17 protein-coding genes are annotated in these 16149 nt (G+C 38.4%); 7 read left to right on the top strand and 10 right to left on the bottom strand.

Features of this window, described 5'->3' with window-relative positions:
• Positions 1-38: 38 nt before the first annotated feature.
• Positions 39-929 carry a hypothetical protein gene (locus FC27_RS05065; protein WP_029508258.1) on the bottom strand — a complete coding sequence of 297 codons (891 nt, stop codon included), beginning with the start codon at positions 927-929 and terminating at the stop codon, positions 39-41.
• Between the two features lie 126 nt (positions 930-1055).
• Here FC27_RS05065 and FC27_RS05060 point away from each other — a divergent pair, with 126 nt between their 5' ends.
• Positions 1056-2255, top strand: a complete 1200-nt coding sequence (locus FC27_RS05060; RefSeq protein WP_010625503.1) for an acetate/propionate family kinase — start codon at positions 1056-1058, stop codon at positions 2253-2255.
• On the opposite strand, the gene FC27_RS05055 is transcribed toward FC27_RS05060, so the two are convergent.
• Complete coding sequence (locus FC27_RS05055; protein ID WP_010625502.1) at positions 2252-3166, bottom strand: 1,4-dihydroxy-2-naphthoate polyprenyltransferase; 915 nt, start codon at positions 3164-3166, stop codon at positions 2252-2254. The two genes, FC27_RS05060 and FC27_RS05055, sit on opposite strands and share 4 nt — an antisense overlap.
• Positions 3167-3251: 85 nt before the next feature.
• Between FC27_RS05055 and FC27_RS05050 the strand changes: the two genes are divergently transcribed.
• Positions 3252-4223: a polyprenyl synthetase family protein gene (locus FC27_RS05050; RefSeq protein ID WP_010625501.1), complete on the top strand. Its 972-nt coding sequence runs from the start codon at positions 3252-3254 to the stop codon at positions 4221-4223.
• Positions 4224-4295: 72 nt separating this feature from the next.
• On the opposite strand, the gene FC27_RS12225 is transcribed toward FC27_RS05050, so the two are convergent.
• From FC27_RS12225 to FC27_RS05030, 5 genes are all read right to left on the bottom strand, one after another.
• Positions 4296-4430: an LPXTG cell wall anchor domain-containing protein gene (locus tag FC27_RS12225; RefSeq protein ID WP_369336280.1), complete on the bottom strand. Its 135-nt coding sequence runs from the start codon at positions 4428-4430 to the stop codon at positions 4296-4298.
• Positions 4431-4660: 230 nt separating this feature from the next.
• Positions 4661-5335, bottom strand: a complete 675-nt coding sequence (locus FC27_RS11775; RefSeq protein ID WP_010625500.1) for a hypothetical protein — start codon at positions 5333-5335, stop codon at positions 4661-4663.
• 30 nt (positions 5336-5365) lie between these two features.
• Complete coding sequence (locus FC27_RS05040) at positions 5366-5704, bottom strand: hypothetical protein (protein ID WP_010625499.1); 339 nt, start codon at positions 5702-5704, stop codon at positions 5366-5368.
• 64 nt (positions 5705-5768) lie between these two features.
• Positions 5769-7208: a dermokine domain-containing protein gene (locus FC27_RS05035; RefSeq protein ID WP_010625498.1), complete on the bottom strand. Its 1440-nt coding sequence runs from the start codon at positions 7206-7208 to the stop codon at positions 5769-5771.
• Between the two features lie 28 nt (positions 7209-7236).
• Complete coding sequence (locus FC27_RS05030; protein ID WP_010625497.1) at positions 7237-7479, bottom strand: hypothetical protein; 243 nt, start codon at positions 7477-7479, stop codon at positions 7237-7239.
• Positions 7480-7852: 373 nt separating this feature from the next.
• On the opposite strand from FC27_RS05030, the gene hisJ reads away from it, so the two are divergent.
• From hisJ to FC27_RS05010, 5 genes are all read left to right on the top strand, one after another.
• The gene (gene hisJ, locus FC27_RS05025; RefSeq protein ID WP_010625496.1) at positions 7853-8737 is read left to right on the top strand and encodes a histidinol-phosphatase HisJ; all 885 of its coding nucleotides are present in this window, start codon (positions 7853-7855) and stop codon (positions 8735-8737) included.
• Positions 8737-9210, top strand: coding sequence for a metallophosphoesterase family protein (locus FC27_RS12005; protein ID WP_235699672.1), 474 nt, complete (start codon positions 8737-8739; stop codon positions 9208-9210). The genes hisJ and FC27_RS12005 overlap by 1 nt, the downstream gene beginning before the upstream one ends.
• Positions 9200-9613 (top strand): metallophosphoesterase family protein, encoded by a 414-nt coding sequence (locus tag FC27_RS12000; RefSeq protein ID WP_235699671.1) that lies wholly within the window; start codon positions 9200-9202, stop codon positions 9611-9613. Before FC27_RS12005 ends, FC27_RS12000 begins: the two co-directional genes overlap by 11 nt.
• 473 nt (positions 9614-10086) lie before the next feature.
• The gene (locus FC27_RS05015) at positions 10087-10755 is read left to right on the top strand and encodes an ABC transporter ATP-binding protein (RefSeq protein WP_010625495.1); all 669 of its coding nucleotides are present in this window, start codon (positions 10087-10089) and stop codon (positions 10753-10755) included.
• Between the two features lie 4 nt (positions 10756-10759).
• Entirely contained in the window at positions 10760-11476 is a 717-nt protein-coding gene (locus tag FC27_RS05010) for a hypothetical protein (RefSeq protein ID WP_010625494.1), read from the top strand.
• Between the two features lie 59 nt (positions 11477-11535).
• Here the strand turns inward: FC27_RS05010 and FC27_RS05005 are convergent, their stop codons facing one another.
• The 3 genes from FC27_RS05005 to cydD all read right to left on the bottom strand — a co-directional run bounded on the left by FC27_RS05005 (position 11536) and on the right by cydD (position 16148).
• Positions 11536-12261 carry a MerR family transcriptional regulator gene (locus tag FC27_RS05005; protein ID WP_010625493.1) on the bottom strand — a complete coding sequence of 242 codons (726 nt, stop codon included), beginning with the start codon at positions 12259-12261 and terminating at the stop codon, positions 11536-11538.
• Between the two features lie 402 nt (positions 12262-12663).
• Entirely contained in the window at positions 12664-14412 is a 1749-nt protein-coding gene (gene cydC / locus FC27_RS05000) for a thiol reductant ABC exporter subunit CydC (protein WP_010625492.1), read from the bottom strand.
• The gene (gene cydD / locus FC27_RS04995) at positions 14409-16148 is read right to left on the bottom strand and encodes a thiol reductant ABC exporter subunit CydD (RefSeq protein WP_010625491.1); all 1740 of its coding nucleotides are present in this window, start codon (positions 16146-16148) and stop codon (positions 14409-14411) included. Before cydD ends, cydC begins: the two co-directional genes overlap by 4 nt.
• Position 16149 lies beyond the last annotated feature (1 nt).

Here is a 16149-nt window from a genome sequence, read left to right as displayed (position 1 = left end):
TTAGAAGAGGCTGATAATTGATTAATATTGCGAGTTCTTTAAGCACGATTATTTTGAATGTTTTGTTCAACTTGATTAATTTTAGTTTTCAGTAGGGCAACCGAACTCGAGATCTCATTGATGTTAACATTGACATCGTTGAGATCTTTTTTGTTATTGCCTAATTCAGATTGAATGTCAGCCAATTCATCGTTGATCTTTTGACGGCTCTTATAGATCTTGTCGATCTGACTCTTTTGCTTTTCCATCAAGGCGAGCATCTTTTGCAAGTCAGTTTCATTTTTGATCTCGTTAGAAAGGTCGGCTTCTTCTTTTTGATTTTTAGCTAGTTGAGTTTGCTTACTGGCCAACTGTTTATCGTTTTTCTCGATACTTCCAGCAAGTGTCTTTTGTTGCTCTTTATACTTATACAAGAGTTCATTTTGATGTTTTTGGTCAGCACGAATACCGGCAAGTCTTTCAGTTTCTTTGCCGTCGTTTTCGTTACGATTGTTTTCTAGTTGTTCTTGTACAGCCTTCTCATTATCCTGGAGGTCGTGCAGTTGCTTCGTCAAACTATTCAACTTACTTTGATAGTCATCACGTTCACTGAACAAGTTAAGTTTTAACTTCCCGCGAAGTTGAGCATATTCATGGGAAAGACTGTTCATGTCTTTTTCAATTTTGACACGTTTGTCATGAACGGAAACTATTTGGTTGTTGGATTTGTCTGAATTTGAAACTTGTGGGGCACTGTCGGCTTCAGATTTATTAATTTTTTTAGTCGAAGAGTCAGTCTGAGGATTTTTTTGGGATGCTTCATTGGAGCTTTCAGACGATGATCGATTGGAATTTGAACTATCTTCGGATGGGTGAGATTGGGCTTGAGCAGTGGTGTCACGGGCATTCTTGTCCGTAACATCTTTACGTAATCTACTAAATAATTTCACGAATGAAATACCCCCCAAAAAGACTTATAATAGTTATTACAGAGTATCATTATTTTAAAATAGTGTCAAAACGGGCCACGAGCCGATTTGAGGAGCTCTAGTACAGTTTTTAAAGGAGATTTTACGATGAAGATTATGTCTATAAATGCAGGTAGTTCCACTTTAAAATGGAAGTTGTTTGAAATGCCTGAGAAAAATGAGATTGCATCAGGAATGATCGATCGACTTGGTTCGCCCAAGGCTGTATTCAAATTAAAGTATCAAGGAAAAAAGACTGAACGTGAAGAAGCAGTTGAATCTAATGAAATCGCTGTTTTGTCGATCCTTAGTGCTTTAAAAGATGCTAAAATTATTGACCATTTTGAAGATATCACTGCGTTTGGACATCGAGTCGTCGCTGGAGGAGAACACTTCAAGAAATCGGAAATCGTGACCGAACAAAATTTAGCATTGATCCAAGAACTAGCTGAATATGCACCACTCCACAATAAAGTCGAAGCTTATTACATCAGCGTTTTCAAAAAATTAGTCCCTAAAGCCATTCAAGTAGCTGTTTTTGATACAGCCTTCTTTTCACAGATCCCTGAAGTTAACTATTTATACAGTATCCCAATGGAATACTATCAAAAATATAAAGCACGCCGTTATGGGGCTCACGGAACTAGCCACCGTTATATCTCCCAACGATTGAATCAAATAGTGCCAGGTGGGATCAACGATAAAAAAGTTATCGTCCTTCACCTAGGAAGTGGCGCCTCGATCAGTGCCATCAAAGACGGAAAGGCTTTTGACATCTCTATGGGATTCACACCATTAGCTGGTATCACAATGAGCAGTCGCAGTGGTGATCTCGATGTATCTGTTATCCCGTACCTAAAGAAGAAATTGAATCTGTACGATGTTGACGATATGATCGATATTCTAAATCACAAATCGGGATTATTGGGTATTTCCGGTATTTCTGCAGATATGCGTGATATCGAAACAGCCGCTGCTAAAGGTGACAATGACCGTGCTCAACTAGCTTTGGATATTTTCCGTAATCGGATCATCAAATATGTAGGATCATACATTGCTGAAATGGGCGGTGTTGACGTCTTGGCCTTCACCGCTGGTGTTGGCGAAAATAGTCCTGAGGTTCGGGCTGATGTTTTGAATGGAATCAGCTATTTAGGTACAAAAGTAGACACAGACAACAACAACACTCGTGGTAAAGAAGTTAAGATCACCACTGATGATTCTAATGTTGCGGCTTATGCTGTGCCTACTAATGAAGAACTTATGATTGCTCAAGATACTTATGACTTTGCAAAATTATTAAACTAGAAGTTGATCAAAACCCCAATGAAGAAGGTTATGACTTCAATCAGAGTTATGATGAACAAATTTTTGATTATTAATGGGAATGTCTCTTTCTTGATCGGATTGTTGCTGAATTTCCGGGTATTTTTATATACGATAGGGATCAGTAACAACATTAGGAACATAGTCTTTGGAAGTAATCCGATGATGATCGAACAGATCAAGGCTAAGTAACCTAAGACATACAATGAATTAAGGATGAAAATACTGTTTTCTTTTCCTAAGTAATAAACGATCGTTTTGCGACCTAAGCTTTTATCTTCTTGTTCGTCAGCAATGTTGTTGGCTAACAAAAGATTGGAGATAGCGAAGCAAGTTAGTAATGAAGATAACAATGCGTCACCGTAGAATTGAAAGTCCAAATATGCGCCAGGAGCGTTGTGAACATTTATGTAGATGGCAATCAAATAAATGACGAATCCCATCGTGAATCCGGCGAAGAATTCGCCAAAAGGTCCACGGTTGATGGGTTTTGGTCCACCTGCATAAAGAAAACCGACGGCGAATGAGAATAGTCCGAGATAAAGTAGCGGTAAGCCGGTCCGATAAACGATGAATAATCCAATGATTGCGGCAATCAGACTGAACGAGAAATCGATCCAACCAATCATATGGATATTTAAGTGGTTGACACCAATTACGTTAGTTTCACGACGAAAGCTTTCGACACCGGTAGCGTTTTTATAATCCCAATAATTATCATTGATGTCGACGGCCATGTTGAATAGGAACATGGCGATAAAGAAGAGAACTAAGTCGAAAATATTAATAGAATGCCAATGATAGTACGAGTATAATGTTCCCATTAGAAAAGGGAAAACGCTCGCAGTCTTAGCTTTTATTTCGACTAGTTCGAAAAATACTGATGGTTTCACAAAATCAGTCCTTTTTGTTTGATAACATATATTATAGAATTACTTTATGCAACAAGACAAGTAACGTAGGTAGAGAGGGTATTAGATGGCAAATTCTATTTGGAAAGAATATCCAAAGATGGGGAAGAGAATCGACCATACAACTGAGTTTATTCACAATAGTTTGGATATGCGAAATGAAGCTATTGCCAAGATGATTAGGGACCTAACATCTGGTGGAAAGATGCTTCGTCCAGCATTTTTTCTATTATTCAGTGGCTTTGGACCTGATAAAAAAACTGACGATGAGTTGGTACCACTAGCGGCATCCTTAGAATTGCTACATGTGGCGACCTTGATTCACGACGATGTCATTGATGATTCGCCGTTACGCCGATCGAAACCAACCATCCATACAAAATATGGCAAGCGCAATGCAATTTACGCTGGAGATTATTTGTTTACCGTATATTTTGAAATAATCTCACGCCACTTGCCAGAACAATCTTATATTTTAAAAAATGCTTTGAGTATGAAGAAAATTTTGATTGGGGAACTAGACCAGCTGTTGATCAACTTCAATATTCACGCAACGGCTAAGATGTATTTCCGAGAAATCGCTGGTAAAACAGCGGAATTATTTAGTTTGAGTACAATGATGGGCGCACTAGTATCAGATGGGGACCACGAATTAGTAGCCCGCTCCAAAAATATTGGTCACGATATCGGAATGTCATTCCAGATCATCGACGATATTCTAGATTTTGGTGATAGCCGCGATACTGGTAAGCCAAATTTTGAAGATTTACGTAACGGCGTTTATTCATTGCCGTATATTCTAGGACTTCAAGATAACAACCAAGCTTTGATCAATGTCTTGTCTAAGAATGATTTAAGCAGTGATGATATCAATGAAGCAGCTAGGATCGTAGTCAACGAAGGCTATTTAGATCAAGCAAAGGATATTGCCAGAACTTTCAGTAAGCATGCTTCAGAAAGAATCGACCGTTTGCCAAGAGGTCGTAATCGCACGGCACTGAAAAAAGTAGTTCAAGAATTGTTAGATCGAATTGATTAATTTGGACGAAAAAAGGACTTCGTAAGAAGTCCTTTTTATTTTGGTTAAAAAAGTCATAAACTAAGTAATCTGCTAAAGCCAATGTTTGATTTTTCTGAAAGCCAAGCCGAAGATTCCTAGTAATGATACACCGAGCAAAGACCAAGCATAAGTCAGTTTATTACCAGTTTGGGGAAGCTTTTGTGAGCCCTTGTTGCTAGCAGGAATATTGTAAAAACCAGTAGATTTTTGGGCACTTTCAGAAATAGTTGAATGATTTGAAAGGTAGTCTGAGGAAGAAGACGTAATTTGATTTAAGCCACTAGCACTAGAGGTACCATTTTCTGCTGTTTGTTCGTTATCAGAAAATCCAGTGGAAGCCGAACCATTCGAAGTAGAACCTTGATTGCTACCAGATTGGCTATTTGTCGAACCTTCAGAACTAACACCAGTAGTGTTTACATTTGAAGAGCCAGATTGTTCAGTCGACTCATTGGAGTTATTTGAACCGTTCGGATTTTCGGATTCGTTAGAGCTACCAGAGCCACTTTGGTTACCAGATTGATTGGAGTTGATAGAGCCACTTTGGTTACCAGATTCGTTGGAGCTGCCAGAGCCACTTTGGTTACCAGATTCGTTGGAGTTATCTGAGCCACTTTGGTTACCAGATTGATTGGAATTGTCTGAACCATTTTGATTTCCAGTACTATTTGAGGAGGAACCGTTGTTTGATCCGGAATTACCAGTTCCTTGACCACTACCAGGAACTTCTGAACCTCCAGATCCATTTTCTGTTCCAGAACCGCTACCTTGGTTATTACCAGAAGACTCGTTACCGGATTGACCACCAGATTCATTGCCAGACCCAGTATTACCACCTTGGTTGGTTCCTGATTCGTTACCGGATCCAGAATTTTCATTTCCAGACCCATTGTTGCCAGTGTTTTCACTACCGGAATTCGAACCTTCATTACCGGATTGACCACCAGATTCATTACCTGTTCCAGTATTACCTCCAGGGTTGGATCCTGATTCGTTACCGGATCCAGAATTTTCATTTCCAGTTCCATTATTGTCAGTGTTTTCACTACCGGAATTCGAACCTTCATTACCAGATTGGTCACCGGATTCATTGCCCGCTCCAGTATTATCTCCTGGGTTGGTTACTGATTCGTTACCAGATTCAGAGCCATTACCTTGAGATTCTGAACCGCCACCAGAAGGTTGTTCGCCAGTACCTGAGTTTTGAGAGTTTGAGTTGCCGTTGTTCGTTTCATTGCCAGATTCAGAACCTTCTTCACCAGATTGACTGCCGGAACCTGAGCCACCACTATGAGTTTGAGGACCTTCACCTGGCGTCTCGCCACTGGAGTTATTATCTGATGTTTGGGAACCAGAGTTATTGGTTGTTGATCTGTTACCGCTAGTGTTTTCATTGGTCGAACCAGATGATTCATTGCCGGTTTGCCCACCTGATTCACTACCTGTTCCGGTATTGCCATCTTGGTTACTACCGGATTCGCTACCAGATTGGTTGCTAGATTCAGAACTACTACCTTGTGATTGTCAACTTTCGTCTGGGTTGGTTCCAGGTGTTTGAGATCCTGAAGTGCCACCAGTTGTAGGGTTGTTAGTTCCCGAACTTTCGTTTCCTGAGTTATTTTCTGATGATTCATTACCAGACCCAGTAGTGTTACCTGGATTTTGAGAACTTGAGTTATCGGTTGTTGAACCGTTGTTTCCGGTGGATTCATTTCCAGTACCTGTTGATTGACTGCCAGTACCGGAGCTTTCATTACCTGAGTCTGTACCTTCTCCGGTATTATCGCCAGTGTTAATTTCGGGAACTTTGGTATATGGGATTTGAATGGTTGCATCTTCAGGTGTGATGGTTGTAGTTAAATTTGCGTTAACTGGTTTGTAATTCTCAACTGTTGGTGAAGAGATAGTTGCTTGACCACCTACTATCCCTGTACCGACAGCAATAGGAGAACCAATGGCAGCTCCTGTTTCATCGACAGGTTGGGCCATCAATTTAACAGTATTTCCTTGATAAGTATAGTTGACAGTCATGTTTTGATAATCGCCTAAACTTCTAGCATCGGAGGTTGTTTTAGCTGCATCACTAGCCAAGTAAGTACTATATGATTCAGGAGTCAAACTGTAATGATTGGTCGAATCAGCGGCGCCAGATAAACTTCCTGATTTGGTTACGTCCACTCCGTTCAAGGTATAACCGGGAATAATCAAATCAGCTGAAACAGGTAAGCTGCCCGTAGAACTAATCGTCGCCGTAGAAGATCCAGCTGCAATCTGAGTACTAGAAATATTTTTCAAATTAGCTTGATTTTGATTGAGAGCGCTGATAGAGATCGTTGGAGCTGCAGCTTCTTTGTAGTAAAACGTTTGAGTGATATCTTCAGCGGGCCAGTCAATATAGCTGGCAGGATTGAAGTCGCTACTTTTGGCAGTATCTAAAACGTAGCCAGAATTGTTGAAAATCATCCCAGTAGGCCCAAAGTAAGGCAATTTAGTCACGTCAGTTTGCGGGGAAGCCGAAGAATATGACGCTGTCAAGACGTCATTGCTTAAAATTGCACTAGGTGGTCTGATCCCAGTTTTAAGATAATCGGTAGGGCCTCCCAAAGTCCAGGTGTCAGTGGTCGTAAATAGTGTTTTGCCAGTGGTTTCGTCAATATAATTGAAGGTCGCATTTACAGTTTTCAGAGCATAATAAATGTCGACCGTAACGTTACTATTGCTGATTGGTACGGACAAAGTACCTGTCATTGAATTGGGATCCATCAATTGATATTGGGCCATATTGTAAAGCTTTGGCGTGGCCAAGTTGACCAGTGACGGAGTCCAGTTAATCTCAACTGTCGAATTGGCAGTCCCAAAAGTAATTGGAACCGGTGCACCTAACTTATCGCCGTTCATATCGACTGCTAGGACGCTAACAGAGTAATCAGTATCAGGCTCTGTCGAGGTTGCTAGTAGTGTCATCGACAAATTTTACACCATTACTCGGTAGTTAATTTTGGGAAATTTTATTTCCATCAGTAGTCGTAAATGACCTAGGTGCGTCAGAATTTGAAGAAATTGTTATCGTTGGAGTAGTCGAACTTGAGCTGGCAGGACTAACTTCGGAAGTAGTTGAACCAGTATTAGTAGGTTCACTGGTGGTTGACGCTGCCTTGGTAAAAGTTGGGGTCAAAAAAAGGCTCACAGAACTCAAGGCAATAGCAATTGCCAGATCGGTATATTTAATTTTCATGATGTCGCCTCGATGAGATTATTCACCAGCAAATTTATTTCATAATCGAAAGTTCGAGCTAAGATTAACACCATAATGATCAATAATGAATCCTGAAGTCTTACAAAATTTTCGTATAAAAATAATTAATGGTAACCATTAATGATGGTATAAAAAATTAAATTTATTAGGACTAAACCCCCGTGGTATAGTCCAATGGATGATTAGAAAATAATTCTATACAATAAATATACAATCTTCTGCTATCTTCAACTTGGAGATAATCACAGCTTTCTGTCGATGAAGGGAAATTTCTGAAACAGAAAGATCGGTGTTTTCCATAATTTTATATAACGGCGTTACAGATGATCAACTAAGGGGGATTTGAGGGTCAATGTTATCACACCGTGAACTACAAAAAATTTGTTGTAAAGAGTGGAATGGACATACACATACTGAGTTTTGTCCACATGGTTCAAAAGAAGATACTGAATTTTTTATCCGTCTAGCAATCAAGGCAGGATTTAAAACTTATTCGATCACAGAACATTTTCCCATGCCACCACAATTTTATAAGATGGTCAGTGGTAGCACACATGCTATTACCACTGCAGCGATGGATTATGACGCCTTACCAGACTACTTTGAGAAAATGAATTTTTTAAAGAGAAAGTATGCTGATCAAATTAGGATCTTGATCGGCTTTGAATTTGACTATATCGATGGCTGTCAAGAATGGACTAAGAGTCAGTTATTGAAGTATGGGGATTTGATTGACGACGCAATTTTGTCGGTCCATTTTTTGCCAACTGATCAAGGACTGCGAGCTGTTGATGATGACTTTGATGATTTTTGTGATGGGGTACTGAAATATTATAAGACCCCAGTTGGTGTTGCTCGAAAGTATCTCAGTACTGTCTTAGAAGCAGTCAAATGGCAATGTGAAAATAAGCCTTTCAGATACGGGCATATAACGCTATACCGAAAATGGAGAAAATGTTTTCCTGAGGAGACTGTCTGGGACGATCATCGGACAAAACGTTTATTTGATAAGATTCTTAAGCGTGTGAGTCGTCAAAATGACATGTTGGATTGTAATATGTCAGGATTGGCTAAGTTCACTCAGTGCGAGTCATCGCCTTATGTCTCAATCATTGAACGAGCAAATGAGCAAGGTATCAAACTGGTTTATGGTTCAGATGCCCATGATTCAAGCAATATCGATCAAGGTTTCAACGAATACTTGGTACAAAAATTGTGTCAGTGTGGGGGGAAGTAATGGATTTAACAGTACATGATGGCAGACCGTTGCGAATCTGCCAGTTAACCGATATTCATCTAGGTTCATATCCGTTCGGGGAATCGGATCTCAAGACCTTAAGTTCTTTACGGCGCTTGTTTACTCAAAAGAAATTTCATTTGATCATGATCACTGGTGATATTATCTGGGGGAAAGATAATTCAACAGCTAGAGAGAGTTTGGCCGTTTTTTATGATTTTCTGAATTCATTGAAGACACCTGTTGCCATCACCTATGGTAACCATGACGTGGAGGGACCACTGAAACGCAGTGATATGCGATCAATGGAAAAGAAACTCGAGTTTCTCTGTGACCGACACAATAATTTTCTCAACTCGAACCGGGAAAGTTACACTTTGGAAGTCCACAATCGTGATTCGGGGGAGCTACAACACGTCATATATGTCTGGGATAGCGGCTCTTATACGCACTGGCCCAAGATTGACGATTGAGCCCGAGCAGATACAATGGTTCTTAAACCTGCCATATTTGCGTTCTAAGAAGAACGTCGATATTGGATTTATGCATATTCCGCTACCAGAATATCGAATGGCGGCTGAGAACATCACTTCGGGAAAGTTTGGTGAAAATGTCTGTGCACCAAAGGTAAATTCTGGCCTATTTTATGCATTATTGAGAAATAAAAATGTTAAGGCACTCTTTGCTGGTCACGACCACAATAACAATTTCTCTAGTACCTTGGATGGGATTGAATTAAATTATGGTAATACCACAGGATACAACTGTTATGGAGACCTTACTAGAGGATGCGTTGAAATAAATCTTTATCCTGATAAGATAGAAAAATTCGTAATAACTTTTGAATCAATGGAAGAGATCAGTCGAGTACGCTAAAAAAGCTGAGATATCATGAAATGTCTCATAATTGTTAGATTCTAATCTAATGATTATGAGGCTTTTTTAGATATATTTGATTTTCCATATGAGACGTATTATAGAAAACGGTTTAAATTTATTTTTGATGAATATTACAAAAAACGAGTCAAAGAATTTTAAGTTAAAAATTATAATGACTGGAATTTTAAGTATATTTAATATTCTTCAAACTTAGATGTGTTTTTTATAGACGAATGGTATTTTCACTGCATAATTTATAATTATTTATTTATAAATTTTATATAGAAAACCTAGAATTGGTTTTAATTATTTAATTCAAATATAAAAGTATTAAATGATGTGAATTTTGTGAGCTAAAACATGCTATATATATCTTTTGCAAACTGCTATATTTATATTACCTACAAAAATCGGCTATAAATAAAAAATTTGTAGAGTATATTTTGAGTTGATGTAAGGGGGGATCAAAAATGTTGGTCGTTAAGGATATTTATAAAGAATTCAAAGATAAAAAAGTTTTAAAAGGGGTTTCTTTTAATGTAAATAAAAAGGACAACATTGCTTTATTAGGAAATAATGGAGCTGGGAAATCAACGTTGATCAAGATCATCTCTGGGCAGATGGATTCTAAATCAGGTCAGATTGAAACCAAGTTGAATTTCAACTCAGAAGTGGGGATTATGCCCCAGGACGATATCTTAATTGATGATTTAACTGTAAAGGAAATCATATCGTTGAAATTAAGCATGTGTGGTTTAAAAAATGAAGATTATCTATTTTGGCTTAAAGAAGTGAACTTAGAAAACTGCTCAAATATTTTTGTGGGAAAACTTTCAGGAGGTCAAAAGAGAAGACTGTCGTTAGTTCTAAGTATGGTAAATGAACCAAAAATTGTTTTTCTAGATGAACCAACAACAGGCATGGATTTAGATGCAGTAGATAAGTTTTGGGAGTTAATGAGAACGAAAGATTTTGCTTTAGTAATCATCACACACGATTTCAATCAAATAGATACCTTTTTTAATCGTGTCTTAATTTTAAATGATGGGGTCATTGTATCTGACACCACGGTTGATAAACTACATAGTTTTGGGCAGACAATAGAAGAACATTATCGAAAGGTCATGGAAAAGAGGTAAAAAAATGACGAATACAATCCAACTCAAGCAAGTTTTAAGAAATAAAAGATTTGTGTTGTTTACTATCATCATGCCAATAATTTGGTATGTGATGATGTTTAATCTTCAAACGGGCATGACGCAATCCGTGATACTTGGAATGGCAACGTTCATCGGGATAATCGGTAATTGCTTGGCCACCTTCAGTAAGAGGATATCTTCAAACCTAGAATTTTATTCATTTCAATCACGGATCACCAAATACACGATGAACAAATATCTTGTAGATCAAGTTATCGTACAGTTAGTTCTTAACTTCTTAATTTTTTCAGTTATTTTTTTAGTTGCTACTATTTTTTTTCATATGAAATCAAATTATTACACGCTCGCACAACTATTATTGCTGACAGTCATGGGATTGTATTTTAGTGTTATTGGATTTGCTTTAGGAACTAAAGTAGATACAAAAATCCTCGACGCAATAAGTTTCCCAATCATTACGATTGCTGCAATGACAATCCTCCCATTAACTCAATTTGGGTCAAACACCTTTATAAAAATACTTAGCAAAATTCAAATGATCTTCCCCGGGTATTATTACAACAATATCATGCAAAGTATCAATCAAAATATATCTTTAAATGTCAATGATATAACGCTATTTATCGTAACCGTTGTTTTAAATCTTTTACCGATATATTTTGTGATTATGCACATTAATAGTTCAAAAAAGTTACTTTAATATATGAATCGAAAAGGGACTTATGATTGTCAAATAATCATAAGTCCCTTTTAAAAATGCTATTCACTAGAAACCCCATAAACTTCGACACAGTAGTTTTTCTGACCACAATTAGGACAAGTCAACTTGCGAGTGGCAAAAGTATGAGGAGCCCAAAAACTTTGCCAAAAAGTAGGCCTGAATTGAAACTGACAGTTTGGACAAACATATTCGGTCGAATTAAAATAATATCTTGATAAGAAACCAGCGCCAATAATATCAATCAGCACCCAAATGACAAACGGCCACCAACTTCTGATAACAATTGAATAAATAATCGACCCAATTTCAAGTACAGATAAAGGCAAACCAAATAAAATTAGGTGGATATGTACTTTTTTCAAAGCTTTTTTATTGTCCATAATAGAGTTCATGTCATCAATAGAATTAAGTGAAAGGTTATCCAAGGAGGGCAGACTTTTGATCAAAGAATCAACTTCAGCCAATTGAGATCTATCGGCAGAGATTTGATCACGAAGAGAGTCTTGACGCTCAGTAAGCAACAATTTCAAAGTACTGACGGAGTTATCACCATCAACGATTTCTTTAATAGCAGAAAGACTCAAGCCAATATTTTTGAAGAGCAAAATAAGTTTCAAACGTTGAACATCAGAAGAGTCATAGATCCTACGACCAGATGGACCCTTAGTAGAAGGAGTAAGAAGCCCCTTCTTGTCCCAATACTGAATAGTCCGAACTGAAACATGTCCCAAAGAAGCCATTTCACCAGTAGAAAAAGTAGACATAAACTTCACCTCCAATAAAAAAGTACAGTATGACGCCGCGTAACAAGCAAGTATTTAATCCAATTATATAAGAAAATTAGATGGTAAAGAAAAATATAGTCACGTATTGAAACAGAAAAGCAGTTACTAGAAAAAGAGAACGAAAAAAAGCCACCAAAGGTGACTTTTTTGGTGGTAATACAATTTTTTCTTTATAAAAATTAAGGAAGGATAAAACTAACCCAGGTGAAGCGACAGAGCAAATTGGGCTAAGTGGTGAAATTATTCTTAGTGAGCGAAGCGAGCTTAGAATAAGACCCAGCTTGAAGACTCCCGCAGGGAGGCTCCAAGTGGCGTCCACCACGTTCCAGCCCAAATTTGCGGAGCCGCTTCGCCGGCAGTGAGCCTCAAACAAAGCAAAACCTAGTCAGCTTCCAAACCAGCATCCATCTCATACAACTCCTTAAAGTGCGAGTTAGTACGATAAAGATCATCCGGAGCACCTTGCATCTCGATTCCTTCATCGGTAACAAAGACAACTTGGTCAACATGATTGACACCTTGCAAGTGATGAGTGACCCAGATAATAGTCTTGTCTTTCAAAACATCAAAGAAAGTCTCAAGCAAAGCATTTTCAGTGATCGGATCAAGCCCAACAGTAGGCTCGTCCAAAAGCACGACCGGAGCATCTTGCAGCAAAATACGGGCCAAAGCGATCCGCTCCTGTTCACCGCCAGAGAAACGAGAACCATTCTCGCCGACTGAAGTGTTGTACTTATCAGGCAATGAGTCGAGCAAATCCTTTAAACCAACACGGGCCAAAGCTTCTTTAACCTCAGAATCGCTCTTGTCCTCATTACCGAGCCGAACATTGTTCATCACACTAGTGTTGAACAAAAAGGGGTTTTGATTCAAGACTGAGAAAATTTGTTCCCGGTGATCTTGAATTTGTTGAACATTCAAATCATTAACAGTGATCGTACCTTTTTGAGGAATAAGGTCACCTAAAATAAGTTGCAGTATCGTCGTCTTACCAATACCACTCGGACCCAACAAAGCAAGCTTTTCACCCTTAGTGATTTTTTGAGTGAAATTCTTGATCAGAATAGGTGAGTCGCTGGAATATTCGAAACTAACATTTTCCAAATCGAGACCGTTGAAATCTTTGGGATCAAGTTCGACTTGTTCAGGCAAATTAGGTTCGACGGGTTGAACAGTATTAAGACGATTGATCGAGTCACGGTATTGAGGCCATTCCTCAAATCCTTGACTGACTGGGACAAAGGTATCAGATAGCTGTAAAGCTGCTAAAAATACCGCAGCAGTGAAGTTAGCCATTTCTTGATTTTGAGTCATATGGATATTAGTAAAGATCAACATTACTATCATGATAACTGCAAAAATAAATTGTAAAACGAAGTCTCGGTTTCTTCTGAAGGCTTTTGACTTATCTTTGGAAGCATCAAGCTCAGCAATAGTTGAAGCGGATAGTTTTTTGAAGTCATCCTCACGACCTGAAATCACCCAGTCGTCGACGCCTAAAATGTTATCGGTCAATTTAGTATACAAGTCGCTCTTCAAAGCTTTTTGACGTTCCCGTCTGGCACTTTCAATAGCAACGGAAACTAAAGGTACGATTACGATTTCGACAACGCAGAGTAATAAGACAAAAAATCCAAAAGAAGGATTGAAAAATCCCATTGCAATCGATGCGACTAAGGCAACTATATAAGCAATGACAGTAGGGAAAACGGTTCTTAAATATAAATCTTGCAAGTGATTGATATCTTCAGATAAGAGTCCCATGATGTCACCAGCTTTATGATGCTCGTTGAAAAATGAGGCATCACTTTCAAGTGTCTTGTAGAGACGAGTTCTTAAGTCAGAAGTGATCTTTAAGACCCAGTTATGACTTCTAAGTCTTTCAATATATTTGATAACTGGACGTCCAATACCAAAACCACGAGTCAAAATAATTGGTACGTAAATCAATAAAATATTGTACGGATGAGTAGCGGCTTTATCGATCGTGTAACCAGCTGTGAACATTAATCCAGTCGCACACAAGACGGTAAAGAATCCTAGTATCAGAACAGAGATCAATAGACCCTTGTACTGTTTTATATAAGGTTTGACCCAAGTATCATGTTTGAATGTCTTGAAAAAGTTCACAGTGTATCACCTCGCATATTTTCGATTAAGTCGGAATAGGCGCCTTCATGAGAACCTAATTCTTTTGGTGTACCTTGTTCGACTATTTCACCATCGTCCATTACGACAACATAGTCCATTTCTTTGATCCAGTGAAGACGATGGGTAGCAAAAATCACTAGGTGGTTTTTGAATAGTTCTTCCATTGGTTTCTTCAAAGCATACTCAGTTTCAATATCCAAGTGAGCAGTTGGCTCATCAAAAATTAAAATGTGACGGTCGTTGGCAAGAAAGGCACGAGCAATCATGATGCGTTGTTGTTGGCCACCGGAGATACCACGGCCACCTTCACCGATCATTGTTTCATAACCATCTTTTAAAGTGTTGATAAAGTCTTTTAGACCAGCTTTATCGGCCGCATTTTCGATTTCTTCTTGAGAAGCTTCAGGACGATAGAAAGCAATATTCTTAGCTAATGTTCCTGAGAACAAGTAAGGAGATTGCGGCAAGAAAGTCAATTCTTTCTGCCAATTTCTTTGTGTAAAATGAGGGACCTTTTGGCCATTGATCGTGATATTTGAATTGTGTTCTGGTGTCAAGAAACCACCGATGACACGAATCAAGGTCGATTTACCGGAACCAGATTTTCCAATGACACCGATATGATGATATCCAGACAATTTCAGATGATCAACATCCAGACTGACAGCATCAGCCTTTTCTTCATCCGAATAATTGAATTGTAAATTGTTTATTTCAAGGCTTGAGTCCTTATCCCAAGTTAATTTATCTAATTTGTCAGTATCCTCGGTATCTCGACGTTCTAAGATAGAAAGAATATTAGTTAGAGCATTTTTACCATCAAGTGTGGCATGATAATCGCTTGAAAAGTCACGGAGTGGTAAGAAATATTCAGGTGCTAGTATCAAAGTTACTAAGGCTGGAAACAGTGGGAGTTGATTATTAATCAATCCTAAGCCCAAGAATACAGCTAGAATAGCGATTCCGAGTGTTGTTAACCAGTCGAGCGCAAACGTCGATAAAATGGCGATACGCAAAGTATTCATCGTCCGGCGCCGATATTCGTCACTGACTGTATAAATATTCTTAACATAGCGCTTACTTAAACCCAACATTTTTAGTGTAGGTAAGCCACGCAAGGCGTCCAAGAAGTGATTAGACAAGATCGTGTATTGTGCGTATTGTTCGTCAGCTTTTGATTGTGCTGCGAGTCCTAAGATGATCATAAAGAGGATTATCAAGGGTACGATGATCGTCAAAGTTATACCTGAGGCGATATTTTGGAAGTAAATATATACTAATAAAACAGGAGGGATGATGGACATGTTCATCATCTTTGTAAAAATCAACTTGAAGTAGTTCTCGACTAAGTCGATTCCGTCTAATGAGGCAGTAACTAGGTTACCTGTTCCACGTTCTGAGATCATTTGAGGTCCAGAATTGTAGACTTTATCAAGGAGTTGGGAACGAATTTCTTCTGACATTTTGCCAGAATAATATTGAACTATTTTTGTGTTCAACAAATTCAATAAATGGCGCACGACAAAAGCCACTGCAAATAGTGTCACAGGAAGCATAATACTTTGTAGTGGTTTCATTTGCCACGAATTTACTAATGCATCTGCTAAATACTTACCTTGGAATAAAATAACAAATGCTTGCAAGAAAGTTAATCCTGCAAGCATAAGTAGAAGACGTTTTGTTCCTGGTAAGCGAAATAATCGCTTATCAATCATA

The organism is Companilactobacillus versmoldensis DSM 14857 = KCTC 3814 (assembly GCF_001434295.1).
GTDB classification, from domain to species: Bacteria; Bacillota; Bacilli; order Lactobacillales; family Lactobacillaceae; genus Companilactobacillus; species Companilactobacillus versmoldensis.
The sequence above is the reverse complement of the archived record's forward strand: the minus strand, read 5'-3'. Positions and strand labels throughout refer to the sequence as shown.